Consider the following 20,847-nt stretch of genomic DNA (forward strand, 5'->3'; position numbering starts at 1 on the left):
TGCCTTTCGATCGAGCAATTGCTTCCTCCGACATCCTTAAAATCAGGTGTCAGATTATGCAATCGCTCGAAAACCCTCCACGGTTTCCTGCGATGAACCAATCTTAAGGCCGGGGCGTGGCCGCGCAAATGGCGGCGCACCACGTGCGATGCGGCGTGCGTCGCCGCTCGGCCCGCCGGCTGATCGGGCGCCGGCTCAAAGCCAGTTCGGCCGGCCCATGTGCGCGGGGTGCGGGCCGTCGACGTAGGAATCGGCGACGGTCTGCCGCGTCGCGCATCCGCTGGCCGCGGCAAGCGCACTCAGACAAAGCAGAAAAATGAGAATGCGTTTCATGTCGTTTCTTCGATGCGGGCTGCGGTTTCGCGTGCCGCCACTGTGCCGGGCGTGCGCTTAAGCCTCGCTTAACGGTCCGAATCGAACGCCGCGACACGATCGCGCAGCGTTTGCGTTCTCGCCATTCATTATGTAAAAATATATAATGTTATTTTGTAGATTGTGGAGGTGAGGCGATGGGTGCTGCCGGTTCGTCGATCGAACTGTCCGGGATGCGCGCGTCGGCCGACGCCGCTTGCGCGCTGCTGAAGGCGCTGTCGAATCCGGATCGATTGCTGATGATGTGCGAGCTTGCTCAATGCGGCGAGCTGTGCGTGAGCGACATCGAAGCGCGGCTCGACATCCGCCAGCCGACGCTGTCGCAACAGCTCGCCGTGCTGCGCGAGAGCGCGCTCGTCGAAACGCGGCGCGACGGCAAGAACGTCTACTACGCGCTCGCGAGCGAGCCGGCGATCGCGATCATGTCCGTGCTCTACGAGCAATTCTGTGCAACGAACAAGAAGGGGAAGCGCCGTGGCCGTTGATCTCGTTCATTTCACGCCGGGCCTCTCGTTCGCGGGCGGCCTGATGATCGGCGCCGCAGCCGCGCTGCTCGTGCTCTTCGACGGCCGCATCGCCGGCATCAGCGGCATCGTCGGCGGGCTGCTCGCCGGCCGGCGCGGCGGTGCGGGCTGGCGCGCGGCGTTTCTCGCCGGCATGATCGCGGCCGCGCTCGTCGCGAGCGCGCTCGACTGGTTCTCGATGCCCGTCGTCGACGCGGGCTGGGCCAGGGTGATCGCCGGCGGCGTGCTGGTCGGCATCGGCACGCGCTATGCGGGCGGCTGCACGAGCGGACACGGCGTGTGCGGGATCTCGCGCGGCGCGTTGCGCTCGATCGTCGCCACGGCGGTGTTCATGGCGGCGGGCATCGCGACGGTGTTCGTGCTGCGCCACGTGTTCGGAGGGTGACATGAGCGTGTTGTTCGCATTCCTGTCCGGCTTGCTGTTCGGCACCGGTTTATTGGTGTCCGGGATGGCGAATCCCGCGAAGGTGCAGGGCTTTCTCGATCTTGCCGGCAACTGGGACCCGTCGCTCGCGTTCGTGATGGCAGGCGCGATCGCGGTCGGCTCGGTCGCATTCGCGTTCGCCAAGCGGCGCGAGCGCTCGTTGCTCGGGCTGCCGATGCAGATCCCGCCGCGCGGGGCCGTCACGCCCAGGCTCGTCGCGGGCAGCGCGGCGTTCGGCGTCGGCTGGGGGCTCGTCGGTTACTGTCCGGGGCCGGCCGTCGTGTCGCTCGGCCTGGGCGGCGCGAAGGCGTTCGGCTTCGTCGCGGCGATGCTGATCGGCATGGCAGCGTTCGAAGGGATCGAACGCGCCGGGGCCGGGCGTTGAACGGCGCGCGCCGGAGAGGCGCGGGAATGCGTAGAATCGGGGTCTTCCTGTTTCTGCCTTCGACTGCCCGATGATCGCTATCCGTTTGCTCGAGCCCGTTCACGCCGCCGCGTTCAAGGCCTTGCGTCTCGCCGCGATCGATGCGTCGCCGAGCGCGGTATGGCCGACGCGCGACGAAGAAGCGGCGCGATCGACGGCGGAAGTGGAGGCGCGGCTTCGCGCGTCGGACACGCAGGCGGTGTTCGGCGCGCTGGCCGCCGAAGGCGAATTGATTGGCATCGCCGGCGTGCGCAGGGATGCGCTCGTGCAGGTCGGCCATAAGGCGACGCTTTGGGGCGTGTTCGTGGCGCCCGCGCATCGAGGCGCCGGGCTCGCGCGACAGTTGATCGACGCCGCGTTGACGCACGCGGCGCGCGATTGGGGCATCGCTCAGGTCAATCTATGCGTGAACACGGAAAACGAACTCGCGAAGGCGCTGTATGCGTCGCTCGGCTTCGAGACGTTCGGCGTCGAGCGGCGTGCGATGCGTGTCGGCGATCGGTTTTATGACGAGCAGCACATGGTTCGGTTGCTTCGTTGAGCGCAGCATGTGCGGTGGTCAGGCGCGCCCGACGGCTTGTGTCGTCGCGTCGCGGCCGCGTTTCGGCGATGTCGCGTTGCGCGTTGTTCGCGCGACCTCTATCGCCCGGCGCTCTTCGCCGTGCTCGTTCCTATTGCGCGATTCGGGCCGGGCGGACGCCGGATGACGGTCGGCACACGCCGGCGCTGTGATTGCCGGGAACGCGCATTTCCCGATGTCTGGCGGCAGCGGTCCATTTCATCGAGCGATTCCAAGCGGGCTCGCACGATCGCGGCGCGGCGTCATCAAGCGGCTGCTTGCGTTTGCTGCCGTTGTTGCTGCGCCGCCTCGTTCTCCTGTTCCCATTCGTACCAGTCGTCGCCGAGCAACTCGATCGGATGTTGAGTGCGGTCGGAGCCGTTGCCGCATGACAGCGCGTCGACCGAGCAATATCGATCGCATCCCCAGCAATTGCGTTCGGGGTGTTTCGGATGCAGCGGAAATTTCTTCGCCATGCCGGGGGCCTCGCAAAATGCGTTGGAGGGTGTCGCGGCGGCGATGTCAGACGGCGCCTTGGCGGGCGGGGTAGACGGCTGGGAAAGGCGCGACGCGCGCACGACTTCGTGCGTGGTGAGCTGACAGGATTTCTGTCGCCGCGACCAGCATATTTTGTCGAGCGGGCGACGCGCGTTCCTTGATGTCGCGCATCGAATCGCACGGTGCGACGCCGCGTCGCGCGGCGTTGCACCGTGTTGCGGCATGTCGCTGCCTGTTGCGGCATGTCGCGCCGGCGGCGGCCGCGCGGCGTCGATCCGCGTTGTCCGTGTCGACTGCGTCGGTCGACGCCGGACACGGCGCTTACCGGCTTGCGGCTTGCGCAGCGAGGTGCTGGCGGATCAGCGTCAAGTAACGGTCACCCACCGTGTGATCGATTTCGGCGCGCCGGGGCGGCTTGCGCAGCGAGATCGGCGGCCAGACGCCCAGGTAGCGGCAAACGGCCGACAAATAAGGCTTGCGGACGCGCCCCATGTGCCGAGCCGCGCGCTCCACGCGTTCGTCGCCGACCTGGCTGCGCAGCCAGGCGAGGATTTGGCGATCGGTATCGTTGACGATGCGAATCAGGTGCTCCATTTGACACCTCACTGGCTAAAAACACAGTACTGTTAATTTATCCAGTATTTGTCGTATGTGCAACTGCATTAAATAGGGTGCGAATTGGGGCGCGAAGGGCGCCGGCAGTTGGAATGCGGCGCGGCGCGGGACCCACGCGGTAACGCAGTGAGGAGAACGCGGCGCGAAAAGGGGGGCGCACGCTCAGGCGAGACGGGTTCGTTCAGCCGCGCAGCGTTCGATGCCGATGAATGCGGCGAGGCGGGGAGCGGCCCAGCGACGAACGAATCTCATGCGCGGCGTCGATCGTCGGCCGGAGGCCGGAGGCCTTCTCGGCGGCAATGGAACCTCGGCGCGGTTGCGAGGGCGGCATGACGAACGCGAAGCGCCGCGCTTTCCGCGAGCGGGGCATCCGCGGTCGTGCGTCCGAGAAGGTCAGACGGGCAAGCGCAGCGAAGCCAGCGTCGCGCGCACCCTCGCCGAAACGATGCGCACGGCCTTGCCGGGGCCGCGGCATCGCCATGCGGGCGTCGCCGGCCGTTCGATCCGTTCGGCGACGATGAAGCCCATGACCGCGATCGTCGCGGGCACGTGCGCCGGTCCGGCCAGCAGCGGCAGCAACATCAGCGCCCAGCAATTCCCCGCGCACGACGCGCCGCTCGCCAGCCCGAAGCGCAGCGCGTCGCGTTCGGCGGCCATGCCGAACGCCGCCAATGGCGGCCGGCGATGGCAGACGTTCAGGAACCACTGCTTGGCGGGCGAAGCCTGCCAAAGCAGCGCGAGCGCAAGCCCGGCGCTCATTCGCGCGACGGCGCCCGGCGCGGCCCAGGTCAGCGCGATCGCGGCGATCTGCAAGCCGATCCACGCGGCGAGCCAGACGGCCGCGTAGCCGGCGACGAAGAGGAGCGCCGCCCGCGTGCGGCGGCGCGCGAAACTGCGCTCCAGTACATGCCGCAGCGGCGACGCGGCGAGCGGCGCCATCATCGCCGCGACCATCAGCACGGAATCGGCCGCGAACTTCGCCGGCGAGTTCGACAAATACGCGAGACGCAGCCAGGTCGACAGCGGCACGCGCCAGTCGCCCGCGATCGCGCAGAGCGCGGGCGGCATCAGGCCGCCCGCGCCGACGATCAACGCGGACCACGCGATCACGCTGATCGACGCGAGCGCGACGAGCGGCGCGTCGAGCCGTCGCTCGGCGAGCTTCATCATCGGCCCCGCGTCACGTGCTCTGCCGATACACGCTGATGCGGCCGATGCTCACCTGCGACTCTTCGGCCACCGGCGTCGCCGCGACGAGCCGCACGTCGAGCTTGGACGGCGGCAACGCGCCGGCGAGGTGCAGCGCATCGATCACGTGCGAGATTTCGAGCACGAACGTCACGCCGTCGCCCGCGTGTCCGTCCTCGGCCACCGTCGCCTTGCTCACGCCGAAGAGCGCGACGCAGCCGGCGAGATGGTCGGGATACTTCGCGGGGTCCTCGCCTTCGGGAACGTTGATGTAGACGTTGAGGACGGTCGCGTCGTCGAGACCGCGGACATTCTCGAGGTTCAGGAAGATGCGGTCGGGCGTCGATGATGTCGCGGCCGCGGTCGCCGCCAGATTGGCGGTGAGCTTGCGGTGCACGCCGGCGTCGAGCGTGACGGACGAGCGCGCCTCCGAGCCCGCCACCGGGACGTGCTGGTCGCTTGCGCCGAACAGCTCGACGATCTTCGGATCGGTCACGGCGAAGTCCTCCTGCGGCGTTTCGGCCGTCGCCTGCGCGCGCAGGCGGCTCACGCGTGCGGCCGTCAGCGGCGTCGCGGTCGGCGCCGATACGTCATCGTAAGCATAGCCGAGCTTCGACAGGTCGCTCATTTCGCCGGGCGTGTAGGTCCAGATGTCTCCGTGCGGCATCGGCATCTTGAAAGGCCGCTCGCCGATGGCGGCCGGGCCTTTCAGCCAATTCACGGCGGTCGGGTCGACGTGAGCCGGGGGATTCCTTCGCCAGACTTCCCACAGCCGGTCGATGTTCGCGTGGTGCAGCCAGAAGATCGGGTCGAGGCCCGCGATGTCGGGGTGGGACATCAATCCGGGCAGGCCCGTCGCCCGATTCTTGCCGCCGACGATGCCGTGCACCGCGTCGTGCGGCTGCGTCTCGATTCCGCCGTGCACCCGGCCGCTATGGCTGAAGCCCGTATCCACCCCGCCGAATCCGGGGCTGCCTCCGCTCGCCACGCCTTCGAAATCGGGATCGCCGAGTGCGTTCATGTTGATCCACTGGGTCGGCACGTAGACTTCGCCGTTGTTGTACGGGCCGTAGCGCTGCTTCACGTACAGCGGATTGTTGCCTTTCCCGTCCGGCCAGTCGGGCGACGCGAAGGCCTTCGGCAGAAGATCCTGGCCCGGCTTGAAATAATTCCAGTAGGGCAGCGCCCAGTTCTTGGGCCCGCGCAGCTTCGCGATCTCGTCGCGCACGACGGCCTCCAACGCGAGCAGGTAGCCGCGATGCCAGGGCAGGAAGTACCAGCTGCCGTGCTGGCATTGTCTCCAGAAGGTCTGGTAATCGGCCGTGCTCGGCATCTTGTCGTGCGCGTTCAGGTAGCCCACGCGTTGCCACAGGTCCTTCTGGAATCCGTGGATGGCCGCGTAGAAACGCCAGCTGGCCCGATCGTCGAGCGCGCGCGCCTGCATCGCCTTGACGCCGCGTGCGTACCAGAGAATCGGCTCGGCCCAGTCGGCACCCAGATCCCAGATGTTTTGACGTAAGTAAGTCATGCTGATTTCCCCTTTTTTATAAGCGTGCAGCATGCCGCGATCGGATTGGTCGAATCCGATCGTCCAAACGACTATCGATCAATTGAAATGGATAAAGCGTTATCCGATGGAAAGGAAGGTCACGTTAATTGTTGGTCATTGTTCAAACGGCGATTCGGCTCGCACGGAAAGCGCCGGTCTTTGTCGAGGCAACGAGTTCCGGCTTCGTTTTCTGGTTTTGGGCATCGGGCCGTCGCCATGAAAATGCTAGTTCATTTTCTGTCCGTTTTCATGGGTAAATGAGATGTTGCGGAAAATTGGCGATTCGATCGGATCGATTCGATTCTGGGCGATGCCGGTTTTGCCGAGAAGATTGGTGTTTTCCACTCGGGGATTCCACGCGAGCGGGTTCGTTGCGGATCGGGCCGTGTTTCGTCGGGCGTCGTCGGGCGTCGCGGGGATCTCGAATCGGGGCAGCGGGCGAGCTGCGGCGCCGGCGAAATTCGATTCGATGAGCCGGCGCAGGAAGCGGGTTTCGAGGAATCGAAAAGATCGATCTCTTCGGTAAACAGTTAAAACGAAGTGCGTCGAACCGGCCCGGTCGAGATCGTCGATGAGCCGATTGCAAGCGTCGCGCGCTCCAATCGTATCGAGTCGCGGCGGATTTTCTCAGAGCGTTTCCGATGTCATGTCGCGATGCGCGTCGCGACGATCACCGAGCCGCATCCAATTGAACGCGAGCAGGGCGCAACCGGGCCACCGGCTCGAGCACGGGCTCGATCGGCTCTCGCCGCGACGCCCGCGCCCCGATCGCACGCGTCACGTCGTCGCGACGAGAAACGCCTCGCCGCTCGACGGCCGCAGGCCGTCGGTCCGGCCGCGGAAATAGCGCCGGACGAGATCGTCGGTCGACACGTGCCGGGCCTCGCGCAATCCCGCCTCGCGGGCGAACGCGAGCATCTCGGACGGGCCGAAGAAGCTGACGAACGGCGTGCCCGCCGCACGTGCCCGCGCGTAGACGGCTTCGTGCTGCGCGCGCTCGGCGGGATCGTCGATGAGTTCGAGCGGCAGCAGGAACGTCATCGCGAGCGTCGAGCCGGGCGCGAGCGTCGCGATCTGGCGCAGCGTGTCGGCGATCGCGTCGCGCGTCAGATACATCGAGACGCCGGTGGACGACACGACGGCCGGCCGTTCCCCGTCGAAGCCGGCCGCCTTCAACTGTTCGCGCCAGACGCCGCCCGCCTCGAAATCGACCGGCACGAGCCGCAGCCAGTCCGGCACGCCATAGCCGAGCGCGATCAGGCGCTGCCGCTTCCACGCCTGCGTGGCGGGCTGGTCGACCTCGAATACCCGCAGATGCGACGCGAGCTTGGCCCTGCGCTGCGCGAACGTGTCGAGACCCGCGCCGAGCACGACGTACTGGGCCACGCCATGCGCGGCCTGCTCGCAGACCAGATCCTCGACGAAGCGCGCGCGGCCGACGATCGACGCCCGGTAGCCGCGCGTCGCTTGCGCATCCATGTCCGGCCGGCTGCGCCAGCCTTCGTCCGGCGCGGCCAACTGCAGGCCGATCTCGTCGTCGAGCACGTGCGGCGGCGCATCGATCTCGACGTGCAACGCGCGCCACAGCGCGACGCGCACCGCGGTGCTGTCCGGCGCTGCGATCGATTGGTTCGGCATGACGCTCCCCCTTCCGTGGACGAATTTCGTCGGTACGTCACAGTGTATCGATCGTGCGGCGCCGCCCCAAGCGGGGGCGCGATCCTCGCTGCGCCGCTGACGGCGCGAGGATCGGGGCGGCCCGTTCAGGCGAGCGTCACGGCCGCGCCGCTTTTCCGTCGAGCGCGGCAGGCATCAGCTCGACGTAGCGCGCGTCAGTCAGCGTGCGCAGGAACGCGACGAGATCGTCGACGTCGGCGTCCGTCATTGCGGGCGGCGTGCCGGGGCGGCGATTCATCGGCGTCGAATTCACGTTGATGTTGCCGCGATACGCGGGCGGCACGTCGTCGAACGTGTCGCGGCCGTGATACCAGTGCGCCGGATCGGTCGAGCGCGTGTTGTAGAACGCGACTGCGTCGCGCAGCGTGTCGAACACGCCGTTGTGCATGAACGTCTCCTTGATCGCGACGTTGCGCAGCCCCGGCGTGCGCAGGTAGCCGCACCATTGCGTCGGCCCGGGCCAGCGCAGCTTCGCCGCGGTGTCGCACAGGCCGTTGTCGAAGCGGCGCGGATCGCGGTTCGCGGGCAGCGCGCGATTGCGCGGCACCGCGATCGCGTCGTAGCCGAAGTCGGTGAAGAGCGAGCGCTCGGGCCGGCTCGTGGTGTCCGACAGCGTGTGGCAGCTCATGCAGTTGCCCTTGTCCGGATTCTTGAAGAGCGCAAGCCCGCGCAGTTCCTGCGGCGTGAGCGGCGCGCGCTTCGTCACGTATGCGTCGTAGCGCGACGAGAAGGGCGCCATTTCGTCGCTTTGCAGATACGCCTGCACCGCTTCGCCGAGCGCGCGCACCATCCGCTCGGGATCGCGGCGCACCGACGGGCCGAAGCGCTCGGCGAGCGCCGCGCCGAGCTCGGTGCCGTCGATCTTGCGCATGAGCGCCGCGGGCGACGCGTTGTTCATCTCGTTCGGATCGAAGAGCGGGCCGCGCAACTGCTCGGCGAGCGTATCGGCGCGGCCGTCCGAGAAAAGGCCTCCGAACGGCGCGGGCGCGAGCGCGTCGTCGTCCTGATAGAAGTGGCGGCGCGGCACATAGCGCACGTACAGCAGCGAAGGCGCGTTGCGGCTGCTGAAGCGGCCGGGCCGGCTGCCCTGCGGCACGCGCGGGCCGGCGAGCGCCGCGCTCGACAGCGTCGGCGCGAATGCGCGGCCCGGATCGTGGCAGCTCGCGCACGACGTGCCGCGCGGCTGCGACAGCCGGGCATCGAAGAACACGCGCTTGCCGAGCGCGACGAGCGCCGGCTCCGGGCGGAACACCGCCGCAGTCGGATCGACTTTCGACGCGACCTGCGGCGTGTGTCGGCCAATCGTGCCGACGACGCGCTGCGGCGGCGCGCCGGGAAGCAGGGTCGCCGCCGCCGAGCGGGGCGAGGCGGGCGCGGCGGGGGCGGTGTCGGGCGTGATTTTCGTATCGGCCGCGTTCGTCGTGCTAGTGGCGCCCGTCGCGGCCGTCGTGTGAATCGCGCTCATCGTGTTCGTCGCCGCCGAACCGGACGCGAAGGCAATCACCGATGCGCACGCGACGAGCGCGCCGCATGCGGCGCGCGCGATGGCCGGGATGATGCGATGTTTCTTCATCGTGCGAGCGAGCGGGATGTGCGGTGAGAACGGGGCGGTCGCGCCGCGTCGGCTGCGCCGGCCGACGGATCGGCAAGCGCCATCGCGGGCGCGCGCTCGTCGAATTCGAGCGCGCGCCGGGCGGCGAATGCCGGTGGTTTAACGTGCGCCGCCCGACGATGCGCGGGGGCGCGGCCGAATCGCGCCACGGCCGGCACCGCCGTCGCATGCGGGGCGACGGTATCGACGGCGCCTGCTTTCGGCGCGCGCGCCGGCGCGGCGCGCCGCGCGCGTTCCGCGCATGCGGGCGCACGCCGCGTCGCCGCGCGTCGCTTGCGGCCGGTCACGGCGTGACGAAGCCGGTCTTGTCGCATGCGAGCGTCGTGCCCGCCTGGTCGCAGGTCGCGAGCAGCTTGCCCGCCGCCGTGTACGCCTTGAACGTCCAGCCGCGCGCGGGCGACGCGCGCCGCTCCATGATCAGGAAGCCGAAGCTGTTGTTGTGCGACAGCTTGTCGATGACGACGCCGGGCGCGGGCGTGAGGTTTGCCGGGAACGGATCGGGCAGCGCGACGTCGAGGTTGTCGCCGCCGTTGCCCGATACGATCGTCGCCGGATGGCCGGACGCGAAGTTGATCGCCTGGAAGTCGTGCACGTGGCCGTGCAGCGCGACCTGCACGCCGGGCGGGTAGTACGCCTGTGCATAGAGGCTCGACATCACCGACTGCAGCGCGAGATTGCCCGGCGCGGGCGTGCTGCCCGGGATCGGCGCGAACGCGAGGATCGGATGATGGTTCGTGAAGATCGTCGTCGACATGCCGGGCCTGTTCGCGAGCGCGGCCACCGTCTGGAACTGTTTCTGGTAGATCTGGAATTGCGTGTCGGTCGTCTTCAGCGCCGCGCGGCCGACCTTCGCGGTATCGAACACGATCACCTGCGAGCCGGTGCCGAGCGACACCGCGTAGGGCTCCGAATAATTCGCGTTGCCGTCGTTCGCGGGATCGTTGCACGAGCGCGCGTCCGAGTACGGGCGCGGATCGAGGAAGCGGAACCAGCCCTGGCCCGCGCGCGCGCATTCCTCATGATTGCCGCGCACGACCACCCACGGCGCTTTCGCGAAGAGCGGCGCGGCGGGCTCGAACAGGTCCGCGCGCCAGGTGTCCCAGCCGTAGCCCCACGGGCTGTTCCTGCAGCCGGCGATGTCTGGCGGGCACGCGTTCTCGCGATAGTGATAATCGCCGACGTGCAGCACGAGATCCGGATTCAGCTTCGCGACGCTCGCCGCGATCGTCACGAACGGCCACACGGTTGCGTCGCTGCACGCCTGGAATGCGTTGTCGGCCTTCTTCATCCGGCAGCCGGTGTCGGCGATGATCGCCACGCGCTGCGGCTCGGCCTTCGGCAGCGGCAGCGTTCGTCCGGCGACGGTCACGTCCTTCGCGTTCGCGGGCAGTGCCGTTTCGCAGACGGATACCGAAAAGCTCGACGGCTTCGAATCGGCCGGATCGCTCGCGGTCGGGCGTTGCGCGGCGGTGCCCGCGGCGACGCGCAGCGTCATCCGCGCGATCTTGCCGTCGGCGCTCAGTTGCGGGCAGACGGCGGGCGCAGGCTCCGCCGACGCCGCGGCGGGCGGCGCGTAGCTCGTGATCACGCGGGCGATGGCCTGGTTGGCGTCGCCGATCTCGACCCACGCCGCCTGGATGTTCGCGGGCGCGCTCGCGGCGTCCGGCTGGTTATCGATGCTGCTCGTGCAGGCGTGGAACAGCGTGGCGCCCGCGAGCGCAGGCAGAAGCGCGGCGGCGCGGCGAAGAATCGGTCGTGGCATGGTCGTTTCCGTTGGAAAGACGTAAAAGTACGCATGGCCGATGTAATAAATGTGAAGGCGGCGTGACATCATCGCATGGCGATGGCGATGGCGATGGCGATGGCGATGGCGATGGCAAGGGCAAGGGCAAGGGCAAGGGCAAGGGCAAGGGCAAGGGCAAAAGGGCGAGGGCAAAAGGGCGAGGGCCGAAAGCAAGGGTCGAAAGCAAGGGTCGAAAGCAAGGGCGGCGCGAACGTGAGTGAGCCTTTGAGGCGCGCCGCACACCACGCACCGCACACCACGCACCGCACACCACGCACCGCACACCACGCATCGCGACACATCGACCGCCCACGCTTGCCGATCGATCGCCGTTACGCGCCCCGATTCTCACCGAACCGAAACAGCCGCGCGGGCGTTTCGACGAAGATCGCGCGCCGCATCGCGTCGTCGCGCATCCATCGTTGCGCGAGCGTGAGTGCGCGGCCGAACGTTTCGGTTCGCTCGAACTGCGTATGCGGCCAGTCGCTGCCCCAGACGAGCCGCTGCGCGCCGAATTCGCCCTCGAGCGCATCGAACGCTTCGCGCGCGCGGGCTGCCGCTTCGTCGGGCGCGAGCGGCCAGTTGCGGTAGACGCCGGAAATCTTCACCCATACGCGCCGCGTCGCGGCCGTGCGCAGCAGATCGCGGAAGCCCGCGTCGGCGATGCCGTGCGCCGGGTCCGGGCGGCCGAAATGATCGATGACGACGTTCACGCGATGCGCGAGCAGCGGCGCGATCAGCCGCCGCAGCCGGTGCGCTTGCGCGTGCAGCTCGACATGCCAGCGCAGCGCCGCGACGCGCTCGAGCGTCGCGCGCCATGCGGGGCCGTCGAGCGCCGGGTCCGGCATCCCGATCAGATTCAGCCGGATGCCGACGATGCCCGCGCGATCGAGCGCGTCGAGCTCGTCCTGCGCGCGGCCCGCGTCGATCACCGCGACGCCGCGCAGACGCCGCGGCTGCCGCGCGAGCGCGCGCAGCAGGTAGCGGCAGTCGCTGCCGAGAAAGCTCGGCTGCACGAGCACGCCGTGCGAGACGCGATGCGCGTCGAGCTGGGCGAGGTACGCGTCGAGCGTCGCGTCGTAATCGGGCGCGTAGCGGCGGCGCCCGGCGAGCGGCAGCCCCGTTTCGAACACGTGCGCGTGCGCGTCGACGCCGACGATGCCGCCGGCTTCATCCCGGATCGCCGCTATGGGCGCGCGGGCCGTTCCCTGTTGCTCGCTCAACGCTCGATGCTCCTCATGCCGTGAATCTGCCGCCCGAATCCGCCGCGCCTTCAGCGATGCTGCGCGCGCGGCGCGGCGACGCCGCGGGTTCCCGCGCCGGCAGCGGCGTTCGCGCGCTCGTCGAACGTGCGCCCGCGCGTCTCGGGCAGCATCAGCACCGCGACGACGACGATCGAATACGCGATCGCCGCGTCGATGCCGATCGCGGTGCCGAGCGGCATGCCCGCCGACATGTGGCCGACGAGCACCGGAAAGCCGGCCGACGCGACGCGTCCGAAGTTGTAGCAAAAGCCGACGCCCGTGCCGCGGGTGCCGCGCGGATACAGCTCGTTGAAGAGCGCGCCCATGCTCGCCGGGATGCCGGCCGCGAAGAAGCCGAGCGGAAAGCCGAGCACGAGCATCGCGGCGTTGCCGAGCGGCAGGAACAGATAGGCGATCACGGTCGCGACGCAGCACGCGGAGAACGCGAGGATCGTGCGGCGCCGTCCGATGCGGTCGAGCAATTGCGCGCTCGCGACGCAGCCGCAGAAGAACGCAAAGATGATGACGGCCAGATAGCCGCCTGTGCCGAGCACCGACAGATGCCGCTCCGCTTTCAGATACGTCGGCAGCCACGTCATCAGCGCGTAGTAGCCGCCGTGCGCGCCGACGCCGAGCAGCGCGCCGATCAGCGTGATGCGCAACGTGTCCCGCGCGAAGATGCCGACGAGCGGAGCCGCGGCGGCGTGCGGCGCAGCCCGCGCTCCGGATGCGTCCGCCGCAGGCTCGACGATGCCGCGCCGCACGTAGACGATCAGCAGCGCGGGCAGCAGGCCGACGGCGAACATCGCGCGCCACGCGAGCTCGGCGGGCATCAGCGAGAACGCGAGCGCATAGAGCAGCACGGCCGCCGCCCAGCCGAGCGCCCACGCGCTCTGCACGGTGCCCATCGCCTTGCCGCGATGCTCGGCGCGGATCGTCTCCGCCATCAGCACCGCGCCCGCCGCCCATTCGCCGCCGAAGCCGAGGCCCTGCAGCGTTTTCAGGACGACGAACTGCGGATAGCTCGTCGCGAACGCGCAGAGGAACGTGCCGACCGAGAAGAACGCGATCGTCCATTGCAGCGTTCTCACGCGGCCGAAGCGGTCGGACAGCATGCCGGCCGCCCAGCCGCCGATCGCCGACGCGACGAGCGTCGCGCCGCCGACAAGGCCCGCCTGCGTGCGCGACAGCGACCATTCGGCGATGATCGCGGGAATCACGAGGCTGAACATCTGCACGTCCAGCGCATCGAGCGCCCAGCCGCCGAAGCAGGCCCAGAACGTGCGCCGTTCCCGGGCCGAGATCGTGCCGAACCATTTGAACACTGTCGTCTCCTGTTGCCCGACGGGCGTTGCGGCGCGCCGCCGCGGTTCGCGGCGCTCGCCCGTCGGCGCGCATGCGCGCGTTCGCGTGTCGGTGCGCTTGCGCCGTTTGCGTTAGCGGATCTCCGCCTGATAGATGAACTCGCTCGCGGGGCCGCGCGAGCGCCGCCATTCGAGCGGCCGGCGGTCGTAGCCGTACGCGAGCCGCTCGATCACGACGGCGGGCGTGCCCGGCTCGATGCGCAACAGGCGCGCATGCACGGGGCCGATCGCCTCGACGGTCAGCGTCTCCGTCGCCGACGCGACGATCTGGTTGCAGTGCGCTTCATAGACCGGGTACAGCAAGTCGCCGATCGCGTCGAGCTCGAGCCGCGCGAACGCGGCGAAGCGGTCGTAAGGCAGCCAGATTTCCTCGGCGAGCATCGGCGCGCCGTCGATCAGCCGCAGGCGCGTCATTTCGATCACCGGTTCGCGGCTCGGAATCTGCAGCGCGGCGGCGACGGCCGACGGCGCTTCGACGATCTCGCGGCGCAGGACCCGGCTCTCCGGTATCCGGCGCTCGCCATGCCTGCTCTGGAAGCGGAAGAAGCGGAACAGCGAGCTGTCGAAGCTCGCGCGCCGCACGAACGTGCCGCGCCCCTGGAAGCGTTCGAGCATCCCGTCGGCGACGAGTAGGTCGACCGCCTTGCGCACAGTGCCGATCGCGACGTCGTAGCGCTTGGCGAGCGCCTGCTCGGTCGGGATCGCCTCGCCCGGCCGCCAGTGCCGGGCGGCGATGAGCGCGGCCAGCTCGTCGCGCAGACGCTGATAACGGGGCAGACGGTCGTCGGTGGCGTGCATGGTTTCTCCCAATTCATCTATATGTTTGCATGACTTGTGGCGAGGCGAATCGGTGAAAACCCGATGAGTGCCGCTAAATTCCGACGTGAGACGCGGGTTATTACGCATTGCCGCATTCCACTATTCAACCAATCATCTATATGAATTTTGAACCAGGAGACAGCAGGTGGACGAGTCCTCAACCCGCGAACGGGCGGTCATGACGAAAATCGCGCGTCGGCTGATGCCGCTGCTCGTGATCATGTTCCTGATCGCGTTCATCGACCGGCAGAACGTCGGCTTCGCGAAGCTGCAGATGGTGCACGCGCTCGGGATGACCGAGGCGTCGTACGGGCTCGGCGCTTCGCTGTTCTTCATCGGATACCTGCTGTTCGAGGTGCCGAGCACGCTCGCGCTGCACCGGTTCGGCGCGCGCCTCTGGCTCGCGCGCATCATGATGACGTGGGGCGCGATCACGGTGCTGCTCGGCTTCACGCATTCGACGGGCGTCTTCTACGTGTTTCGCTTTCTGCTCGGCGTCGCGGAGGCGGGCTTCTATCCGGGCGTCATCTATTACCTGACGCTGTGGTTTCCGCAAAGCCACCGCACGCGCGTGCTCGGCTTCTTCACGCTTGGCAGCGCGCTCGCGAACATGCTCGGCTCGCTCGCGGGCGGGCTGCTGCTGTCGCTCGACGGCCGGCTCGGGCTCGCCGGGTGGCAGTGGGTGTTCGTCGCCACGGGGCTGCCTGCCGTTGCCGTCGCGCTCGTCGCGCTGCGCTTCCTGCCGGAGTCGGTCGAGCGCGCGACGTTTCTGTCCGACGACGAGAAGCGCCTCGTGCTCGCCGCGCTCGAGCGCGAGGCGTCGCCCGACGCGGTGTCCGAATCGCCGTGGCGCGCGCTCGTCGATCCGCGCGTGCTGATGTTCGCGCTCGCGTACATGCTGATGTCGACGTCGCTGTACGGCGTCACGTACTGGCTGCCGACGCTCTTGAAGAGCAGCGGCGTGCCGCCGTCGACGAACGGGCTGCTGAACATGATTCCGTGGGCGATCTCGGCGCTGCTGTTGCTGTGGCTGCCGGCGCGGCTCAAGCGCGAGCGGATCGTGTTGAAGGCGATGGCGCTCGTCGCGGGCGCGGGCGTCGCCGGTTTCGCGCTGAGCCTCGCGCTGCCGGGCTTGCCGCTGCGCTTCGCCGCGCTCGTGCTGGGCGGCGCGTGCATCCCGCTGCTGTATCCGTGCTTCTGGTCGCTGCCGCCGCGTTTCTTCACCGGCGCGCGCGCCGCGGCCAGCATCGCCGCGATCAACTCGATCGGCAATCTCGGCGGTTTCTTCGCGCAGAACCTGATGCCGTACGTCGGCAAGGTCGCGGGCAGCGCGAGCGCGCCGATGCTCGTGCCCGTCGTGTGTCTCGCGACGCTCGGCGTCGGCATGCTGGCGGTCGCGACGACGCTCGGCCGGCGGCCGCGCGCGGGCGTCGCGGCTTGAGCGCCGCGTGACGCGGCGACGGCGTCTCGGGCGGTCCGGGCGCGCGTGAAGGGGGCAGGTCACTTCGAGCCAGCGACCTCAACACGCTCGCAGATGATTTGGATCGACTACGTTCCGCCATGAAAGCAGAGGCGGTTACGGCGGAGCAAGATATGGAAGTTGCGAAGGTCGCAAGTGCCGGATTTGCAGCGAGGAATGGGGATGTGCCGTCTGTCATCGGTCATTTGGCCGGAGTCGGCAAATGGTGTCTTGATGTTGCAGCGAAAGTCGCCCCAGAGCTCGCGACGGCAACGTTAAAGGCAATGCTTGGCCTCGATAAAGGATAGGAAAACGCCGGTAGCGCCGACACACGGAAAAGACGATGCCGAATATTCCGAGGATGGTCCAAACGGCGCATGTGATCCAGGAGCGAGCGGACACCGTGCGTAAGCGCTCGACATGTACCGTCTGTTCGTGAGAGTGCGGCATAGGCGATCTGATTCCCATCAGATGTAATGGGAATCAGATCGATGAAGCCAGTAGTGCATGGAAGACAACCGGGATCGAGGAATTACACGAAGGAGTTTCGGGAAGCGGTTGCTGCTGAAGCGAACGATCCGAATCGTTCAATTGCCGAAGTAGCCCGTGCGCATGGCTTGAACGCCAATATGGTCGCGCAGTGGCGGAGGAGCTTACTGGAAGCGCAACGCGCAACGCCGATACCAAGCGTCGCGCTGCTGCCTGTTGAGGTGGTCGATCTGCAAGCGAAAGACGTCCCAAACCACGCTCTGCCGCAAACGCTGGATGTGTCTCGTCGCGCGCGATCGAGATCGAACACCTGAAGCTGACGATCGCCAAGCTGCGCCGGATGCAGTTCGGTAGAAAATCGGAGAAGCTGAATCGCCAGATCGAGCAGCTTGAATTGCGGCTGGAAGACCTGCAGGCCGACGAAGGCTCGGCCGATATGGTCACCGCTGCTGCGGTAAAGCGGCCGAGTCGCGAAGGTGTGGGCCGCAAGCCGAACGCTTCGGCCACCCTCTCAGAGGGGCGTCGTTCGTGGACCGCATACACTATATCGAGCAGCCGGGTTCGGTCGGGGCTACTCCAGTCACAGCGCCCGTCGCACGTTCGCGACCAGACTACTCGCCCAAGGGCATCCGATTGAGACCGTTCAGCTTCTGCTGGGTCATTCCCACCTCGATCATGTGGCCCCTTATCTGGAAGTATCGAAGACGGCCCGGTGCCACGCAATGGCCGATCTCGGCGGGGTGTTCGAAGAGGATTGATTGTTGTCCCCGATGGGGATATAAAGTCGGAAGTGAATTTGACCGATAAAGAGACGCATGACAACCAAGGAAGATCTCGCGGAACTTCCCCAGCAGGAACTGCTACGCGTGGCGATGGATCGACTGGGCATGACGCGGGCGGAGTTCGCCGCGCGGCTGAGTATTGCCGTTCGCACGCTGGATAAGTGGCTTCTGCCGGACGGCTCCCCTGACGCACGCACAATGCCCGATATGGGCCGATCGTACGTGCTCGAGATCCTGCAATGGCAGAAAAAACGAAAGCCCTTTTGACCACCCCTAATGGGGATAGGTACTGTTCCTCAATGAACCTCGCTTCGAGAAGCAAATGTCGAATCAAACTGCCGCGCTGCTGAACATGATCGACGCCGACAAGGCGACGCTCGACGCTGCGCGCCCGCTGCCGCCGCACACGGTTGCATCGCTGCGCGAAAAGCTGTTGCTGGAGTGGACGTATCACTCGAATGCGATCGAGGGCAACACGCTGACACTGCGGGAAACCAAGGTGGTGCTCGAAGGCATCACGGTCGGTGGAAAGTCACTTCGCGAGCACTTCGAGGCGACGAACCACCGCGACGCAATTGTCTATGTCGAGGACATCGTGTCGAAGGCGGAAACACTGTCGGAATGGCAGATCCGCAACATCCACAGTCTGGTGCTGAAAGGCATCGACGCCGAAGAGGCGGGCCGGTATCGCCGCGAGAACGTCGTGATCGCGGGCGCGAGCACGACCCCGCCTGACTTCAGGCATCTGCCTGCCGAAATGGCCGCGCTGATCGACTGGTACGAGGCGACCAGCGACATGCATCCGGTCGAGCGGGCGGCGGAACTGCATACGCGATTCGGGAAGATCCACCCGTTCGTCGATGGCAACGGGCGGGCGGGACGGCTGCTGCTCAACTTCGAGTTGATGAAGGCGGGCTATCCGCCCGCGATCATCCGCAAAGAGGATCGACTTGCCTACTACGACTCGCTCGACAAAGCCTGCGTCAGTGGCGATTATGGCGACATCACGCGCCTGGTCGCCGAATCAGTGCAGCGCTCGCTCGACACGTATCTCGACGTGCTCGGGCTGCGTCATGCCTCCGCGCTGGATACGCCTGCGACGACGCCGGGTTTTCGGATGTAAAGGAGGAAAAGAGAGAACATGAACTCCAAACCGACAGGCTACCTAGCTCTAATTGCGCAAAGAGAGGCACTGGATGCGCAAATCAACGCCGCCCGCGAAGCCGAACGTGAAGTGGCGATCGGACAGATCAAGGCACTGATGAAGGAGTTCGATCTCAGCGTTCTGGATCTGCAAGAGAAAGTGCATAAGCGCAACTCGATGCGCATGTCGGCTGTTCCGAAGTACCGCGACCCGGCGACAGGGAAAACCTGGTCTGGCAGGGGGCGACAGCCAGCATGGCTCGGTAACGATCCTGCAGTGTTCCTAATTCAGCCCGACCTGCTCGCCATCTGAGTAGGGTAACCGCTCTTCGACCATTGATAGGAAAGGAGCTGTACAAAGATCTCATGAGACGCGGGAAACCAAAACTTACCCGTCAGGACGCCGAGCGTCTTTTTGCGGGATTACCAAGCGGGAACACGAGCGTGTCCGGCCGGCCGGTGAATCCATTCGAAGCCAGCGCGCTCGATACGGTCCAGCGTGCCGATGACGAAACCCGGCTCTGGAAAGACAATCTGATCACGCTACCGAACGCGTTCGCTTTGCCCGCCGGCTACGCGTCGCTGTCTCACTTGTGCGAGGCGATAGCGCACATTTTACGGGTGAGATGGGTTAGGGAAACTGGCCACGAGGTTGTTGCCGAGTTTCCTGAAGGATGGAAGGCCATTCGTCCGGCCACTGGCCCCATTGAACTGCGAGATCCGTCGAACGTGGTGCGAGCAGTATATGGCTGGGCCGAGGATGCCGAGCTGCGGCTGTTGCCACGTTATCTGGTCGAGACACAGTCGAACAGTTCGACCGGGATGGGCAGCTTGCTGGTCCGCGATCGCGCCACCGGGCAGATTCTCGAGCGTTCCTCGATCTGGTCCTCACTGACAGGCAGCAACCATCCGGATTGGGCTCGGCTTTCAGGGTGGCTCAGCTTACGCTATCCGCAACATCTCGATCCGTTACGGTACTGGGACGATTGTGAGGCTAGTGCTGACCAGGTCGGCACCTAGGAAACCGAGATGGCGCGCCACTACGTTACACACGAAGGCCCCTAAGAGGTGGCCTCACTCGTTCGGACAGGTTTCTGAGATTTTTAAGTGGAACGTCCGAGGCAATCATGCTGCCGATTTGATCGCATCCAAAGCATCCGAAGCATCCGAAGCATCCGAAGCGTTTGGAGCATTCGAGGTATTCGAAGTGCTCGAAGCGCTCGAAGCATCCGATCGCTTCGTCGCGATTTAGCCGTCGGCGTGTTTCGTGACACAATCGCGAGCCCTGTCTCGCCGGCAATTTCCTTTCGGCCACGATAAGCATCACGAGGAAAACTTGGGCTACAAGCTCATCGCCTTCGATTTCGACGGCACGCTCGCGGATTCGCTCGCGTGCTTTCTTCATGCGCTGTCCGAGTCCGCGCGGCATCACGGCTTTCGCGCGATCGACGACGCGCTGCTGCCGCAAGTGCGCGGGATGTCGGCCCGCGAGATCGTCGAGCTGCTCGGCGTGCCGCAGTGGAAAGTGCCGCGCATCGCCGCCGACATGCGGCGGCGGATGCAGGCGCGCGCGCCCGACGTGCGGCTCTTTCCGGGAATCGACGCGACGCTGCGCGCGCTCGCGCAACGGGGGACGCGCGTCGCCGTCGCGACGTCGAATTCGGAGGCCGTCGTGCGTGCGATCGCCGGCCCGGCGACGTGCGCGCACATCCGGCATTTCAGTTGCGGGATTTCGCTGTTCGGCAAGGCGCGGCGCTTGCGGTTGCTCGCGCGCGCAAGCGGGTTCGCGCGCGCCGACGTGCTGTACGTCGGCGACGAAGTGCGCGACGCCGAGGCCGCGGACAACGCCGGGATCGCGTTCAGGGGCGTCGCGTGGGGCTATACCGCGCCGCAGGCGCTGCGGGCGCATTGTGGACTGCCGTTGATCGAGCGGCCGGAGGAACTGCTGGCGCTGTAGCGCGCTCATGTCGCCGCGCCGGTCCGATGCGGCGTGAATCGCGCGCGGCGTGGAGGGCGGGCCTCGCCGTCTCACTGTCGCGCTGCATAAACGCCTCACCATCCCACCATCCCACCATCCCACCATCCCACCATCCCACCATCCCACCGCACCACCGCACCACCGCACCACCGCACCACCGCACCACCGCACCACCGCACCACCGCACCGCCGTCTAACGCCCGGGATCGCTCCGCCAAGTCGCGGCGGTGACGAACGACGCGGCACGCCGGGGCCGACGCGTCACCCTGATGCGCCGTATGGGCGAGCATGGGCGACCCCAGTGATGCGACAGGATCGGCGGTTTCGGTCGCTCGCGCGTCCCG

Annotated in this window: 24 protein-coding genes and 1 pseudogene; 14 read left to right on the forward strand and 11 right to left on the reverse strand. The window is 66.9% G+C overall.

The features are described from left to right. Positions 1–195: 195 nt before the first annotated feature. Positions 196–333 (reverse strand): hypothetical protein, encoded by a 138-nt coding sequence (locus tag X946_RS35770; RefSeq protein ID WP_038753006.1) that lies wholly within the window; start codon positions 331–333, stop codon positions 196–198. Positions 334–509: 176 nt separating this feature from the next. Here X946_RS35770 and X946_RS24025 point away from each other — a divergent pair, with 176 nt between their 5' ends. The 4 genes from X946_RS24025 (at position 510) to X946_RS24040 (ending at position 2,285) form a co-directional block, all read left to right on the forward strand. Next, positions 510–857: an ArsR/SmtB family transcription factor gene (locus X946_RS24025; protein ID WP_038753008.1), complete on the forward strand. Its 348-nt coding sequence runs from the start codon at positions 510–512 to the stop codon at positions 855–857. Next, on the forward strand, positions 847–1,281 hold the full coding sequence (locus tag X946_RS24030; protein WP_038753010.1) for a YeeE/YedE family protein: 435 nt from the start codon (positions 847–849) through the stop codon (positions 1,279–1,281). The genes X946_RS24025 and X946_RS24030 overlap by 11 nt, the downstream gene beginning before the upstream one ends. A 1-nt stretch (position 1,282) precedes the next feature. After that, positions 1,283–1,705, forward strand: coding sequence for a DUF6691 family protein (locus tag X946_RS24035; protein ID WP_038753012.1), 423 nt, complete (start codon positions 1,283–1,285; stop codon positions 1,703–1,705). Between the two features lie 70 nt (positions 1,706–1,775). Then, the gene (locus X946_RS24040) at positions 1,776–2,285 is read left to right on the forward strand and encodes a GNAT family N-acetyltransferase (protein ID WP_038753014.1); all 510 of its coding nucleotides are present in this window, start codon (positions 1,776–1,778) and stop codon (positions 2,283–2,285) included. Between the two features lie 284 nt (positions 2,286–2,569). Here X946_RS24040 and X946_RS24045 read toward each other — a convergent pair whose 3' ends face one another. The 7 genes from X946_RS24045 to X946_RS24080 form a co-directional block, all read right to left on the reverse strand. Further along, entirely contained in the window at positions 2,570–2,779 is a 210-nt protein-coding gene (locus X946_RS24045) for a DUF3079 domain-containing protein (protein ID WP_038753016.1), read from the reverse strand. Between the two features lie 343 nt (positions 2,780–3,122). Beyond that, a complete protein-coding gene (locus X946_RS24050; protein WP_038753018.1) occupies positions 3,123–3,395 on the reverse strand; it encodes a hypothetical protein in 273 nt (90 codons plus the stop codon). A gap of 414 nt (positions 3,396–3,809) precedes the next feature. Then, positions 3,810–4,586: a copper chaperone gene (locus X946_RS24055; protein ID WP_226377290.1), complete on the reverse strand. Its 777-nt coding sequence runs from the start codon at positions 4,584–4,586 to the stop codon at positions 3,810–3,812. 10 nt (positions 4,587–4,596) lie between these two features. Beyond that, the gene (locus tag X946_RS24060) at positions 4,597–6,132 is read right to left on the reverse strand and encodes a tyrosinase family protein (RefSeq protein ID WP_038753053.1); all 1,536 of its coding nucleotides are present in this window, start codon (positions 6,130–6,132) and stop codon (positions 4,597–4,599) included. Between the two features lie 798 nt (positions 6,133–6,930). After that, positions 6,931–7,791 (reverse strand): class I SAM-dependent methyltransferase, encoded by an 861-nt coding sequence (locus X946_RS24065; protein WP_038753020.1) that lies wholly within the window; start codon positions 7,789–7,791, stop codon positions 6,931–6,933. A gap of 136 nt (positions 7,792–7,927) precedes the next feature. Then, positions 7,928–9,403 carry a cytochrome-c peroxidase gene (locus tag X946_RS24070; protein WP_235364057.1) on the reverse strand — a complete coding sequence of 492 codons (1,476 nt, stop codon included), beginning with the start codon at positions 9,401–9,403 and terminating at the stop codon, positions 7,928–7,930. Between the two features lie 322 nt (positions 9,404–9,725). Next, positions 9,726–11,204 carry a metallophosphoesterase gene (locus X946_RS24080; RefSeq protein ID WP_038753057.1) on the reverse strand — a complete coding sequence of 493 codons (1,479 nt, stop codon included), beginning with the start codon at positions 11,202–11,204 and terminating at the stop codon, positions 9,726–9,728. Here X946_RS24080 and X946_RS35530 point away from each other — a divergent pair. Next, entirely contained in the window at positions 11,198–11,446 is a 249-nt protein-coding gene (locus X946_RS35530) for a hypothetical protein (protein ID WP_152611797.1), read from the forward strand. The genes X946_RS24080 and X946_RS35530 overlap by 7 nt on opposite strands. Before the next feature lie 111 nt (positions 11,447–11,557). Here X946_RS35530 and X946_RS24085 read toward each other — a convergent pair whose 3' ends face one another. The 3 genes from X946_RS24085 to X946_RS24095 all read right to left on the reverse strand — a co-directional run bounded on the left by X946_RS24085 (position 11,558) and on the right by X946_RS24095 (position 14,631). Further along, complete coding sequence (locus X946_RS24085) at positions 11,558–12,448, reverse strand: amidohydrolase family protein (protein ID WP_038753024.1); 891 nt, start codon at positions 12,446–12,448, stop codon at positions 11,558–11,560. 50 nt (positions 12,449–12,498) lie between these two features. Next, positions 12,499–13,794 carry an MFS transporter gene (locus X946_RS24090; RefSeq protein ID WP_038753025.1) on the reverse strand — a complete coding sequence of 432 codons (1,296 nt, stop codon included), beginning with the start codon at positions 13,792–13,794 and terminating at the stop codon, positions 12,499–12,501. Between the two features lie 111 nt (positions 13,795–13,905). Then, a complete protein-coding gene (locus tag X946_RS24095; RefSeq protein ID WP_038753026.1) occupies positions 13,906–14,631 on the reverse strand; it encodes a GntR family transcriptional regulator in 726 nt (241 codons plus the stop codon). Between the two features lie 199 nt (positions 14,632–14,830). On the opposite strand from X946_RS24095, the gene X946_RS24100 reads away from it, so the two are divergent. The 9 genes and pseudogenes from X946_RS24100 to X946_RS24120 all read left to right on the forward strand — a co-directional run bounded on the left by X946_RS24100 (position 14,831) and on the right by X946_RS24120 (position 20,482). Next, positions 14,831–16,093 (forward strand): MFS transporter, encoded by a 1,263-nt coding sequence (locus tag X946_RS24100; RefSeq protein WP_081989994.1) that lies wholly within the window; start codon positions 14,831–14,833, stop codon positions 16,091–16,093. Between the two features lie 509 nt (positions 16,094–16,602). Continuing rightward, positions 16,603–16,914, forward strand: a complete 312-nt coding sequence (locus X946_RS36425) for a transposase (RefSeq protein WP_222430152.1) — start codon at positions 16,603–16,605, stop codon at positions 16,912–16,914. Next, positions 16,881–17,093, forward strand: a pseudogene (locus tag X946_RS32260) (transposase domain-containing protein); the annotation flags it as partial. The gene X946_RS36425 and the pseudogene X946_RS32260, both read left to right, overlap by 34 nt. Then, complete coding sequence (locus X946_RS32265; RefSeq protein WP_081989996.1) at positions 17,077–17,358, forward strand: tyrosine-type recombinase/integrase; 282 nt, start codon at positions 17,077–17,079, stop codon at positions 17,356–17,358. The pseudogene X946_RS32260 and the gene X946_RS32265, both read left to right, overlap by 17 nt. Before the next feature lie 57 nt (positions 17,359–17,415). Beyond that, positions 17,416–17,649, forward strand: coding sequence for a hypothetical protein (locus tag X946_RS24105; RefSeq protein WP_038753030.1), 234 nt, complete (start codon positions 17,416–17,418; stop codon positions 17,647–17,649). A gap of 55 nt (positions 17,650–17,704) precedes the next feature. Further along, positions 17,705–18,505: a Fic family protein gene (locus X946_RS24110; protein WP_038753032.1), complete on the forward strand. Its 801-nt coding sequence runs from the start codon at positions 17,705–17,707 to the stop codon at positions 18,503–18,505. 18 nt (positions 18,506–18,523) lie between these two features. Further along, positions 18,524–18,838, forward strand: coding sequence for an H-NS histone family protein (locus X946_RS32270; protein WP_038753034.1), 315 nt, complete (start codon positions 18,524–18,526; stop codon positions 18,836–18,838). Positions 18,839–18,891: 53 nt separating this feature from the next. Further along, a complete protein-coding gene (locus tag X946_RS32275; protein ID WP_081989998.1) occupies positions 18,892–19,545 on the forward strand; it encodes a hypothetical protein in 654 nt (217 codons plus the stop codon). Between the two features lie 316 nt (positions 19,546–19,861). Then, complete coding sequence (locus tag X946_RS24120; RefSeq protein WP_038753036.1) at positions 19,862–20,482, forward strand: HAD hydrolase-like protein; 621 nt, start codon at positions 19,862–19,864, stop codon at positions 20,480–20,482. Positions 20,483–20,847: the final 365 nt, after the last annotated feature.

Origin of the sequence: Burkholderia sp. ABCPW 111 (assembly GCF_000773065.1) — a bacterium.
GTDB lineage: Bacteria > Pseudomonadota > Gammaproteobacteria > Burkholderiales > Burkholderiaceae > Burkholderia > Burkholderia savannae.

Coding starts and splice junctions, on each gene's coding strand:
- X946_RS35770 (WP_038753006.1), bottom strand. CDS start 333: ATGAAACGCATTCTCATTTTTCTGCTTTGTCTGAGTGCGCTTGCCGCG.
- X946_RS24025 (WP_038753008.1), top strand. CDS start 510: ATGGGTGCTGCCGGTTCGTCGATCGAACTGTCCGGGATGCGCGCGTCG.
- X946_RS24035 (WP_038753012.1), top strand. CDS start 1,283: ATGAGCGTGTTGTTCGCATTCCTGTCCGGCTTGCTGTTCGGCACCGGT.
- X946_RS24040 (WP_038753014.1), top strand. CDS start 1,776: ATGATCGCTATCCGTTTGCTCGAGCCCGTTCACGCCGCCGCGTTCAAG.
- X946_RS24045 (WP_038753016.1), bottom strand. CDS start 2,779: ATGGCGAAGAAATTTCCGCTGCATCCGAAACACCCCGAACGCAATTGC.
- X946_RS24050 (WP_038753018.1), bottom strand. CDS start 3,395: ATGGAGCACCTGATTCGCATCGTCAACGATACCGATCGCCAAATCCTC.
- X946_RS24055 (WP_226377290.1), bottom strand. CDS start 4,586: ATGATGAAGCTCGCCGAGCGACGGCTCGACGCGCCGCTCGTCGCGCTC.
- X946_RS24060 (WP_038753053.1), bottom strand. CDS start 6,132: ATGACTTACTTACGTCAAAACATCTGGGATCTGGGTGCCGACTGGGCC.
- X946_RS24065 (WP_038753020.1), bottom strand. CDS start 7,791: ATGCCGAACCAATCGATCGCAGCGCCGGACAGCACCGCGGTGCGCGTC.
- X946_RS24070 (WP_235364057.1), bottom strand. CDS start 9,403: ATGAAGAAACATCGCATCATCCCGGCCATCGCGCGCGCCGCATGCGGC.
- X946_RS24080 (WP_038753057.1), bottom strand. CDS start 11,204: ATGCCACGACCGATTCTTCGCCGCGCCGCCGCGCTTCTGCCTGCGCTC.
- X946_RS24095 (WP_038753026.1), bottom strand. CDS start 14,631: ATGCACGCCACCGACGACCGTCTGCCCCGTTATCAGCGTCTGCGCGAC.
- X946_RS24100 (WP_081989994.1), top strand. CDS start 14,831: ATGACGAAAATCGCGCGTCGGCTGATGCCGCTGCTCGTGATCATGTTC.
- X946_RS36425 (WP_222430152.1), top strand. CDS start 16,603: ATGAAGCCAGTAGTGCATGGAAGACAACCGGGATCGAGGAATTACACG.
- X946_RS24105 (WP_038753030.1), top strand. CDS start 17,416: ATGACAACCAAGGAAGATCTCGCGGAACTTCCCCAGCAGGAACTGCTA.
- X946_RS24110 (WP_038753032.1), top strand. CDS start 17,705: ATGTCGAATCAAACTGCCGCGCTGCTGAACATGATCGACGCCGACAAG.
- X946_RS32270 (WP_038753034.1), top strand. CDS start 18,524: ATGAACTCCAAACCGACAGGCTACCTAGCTCTAATTGCGCAAAGAGAG.
- X946_RS32275 (WP_081989998.1), top strand. CDS start 18,892: ATGAGACGCGGGAAACCAAAACTTACCCGTCAGGACGCCGAGCGTCTT.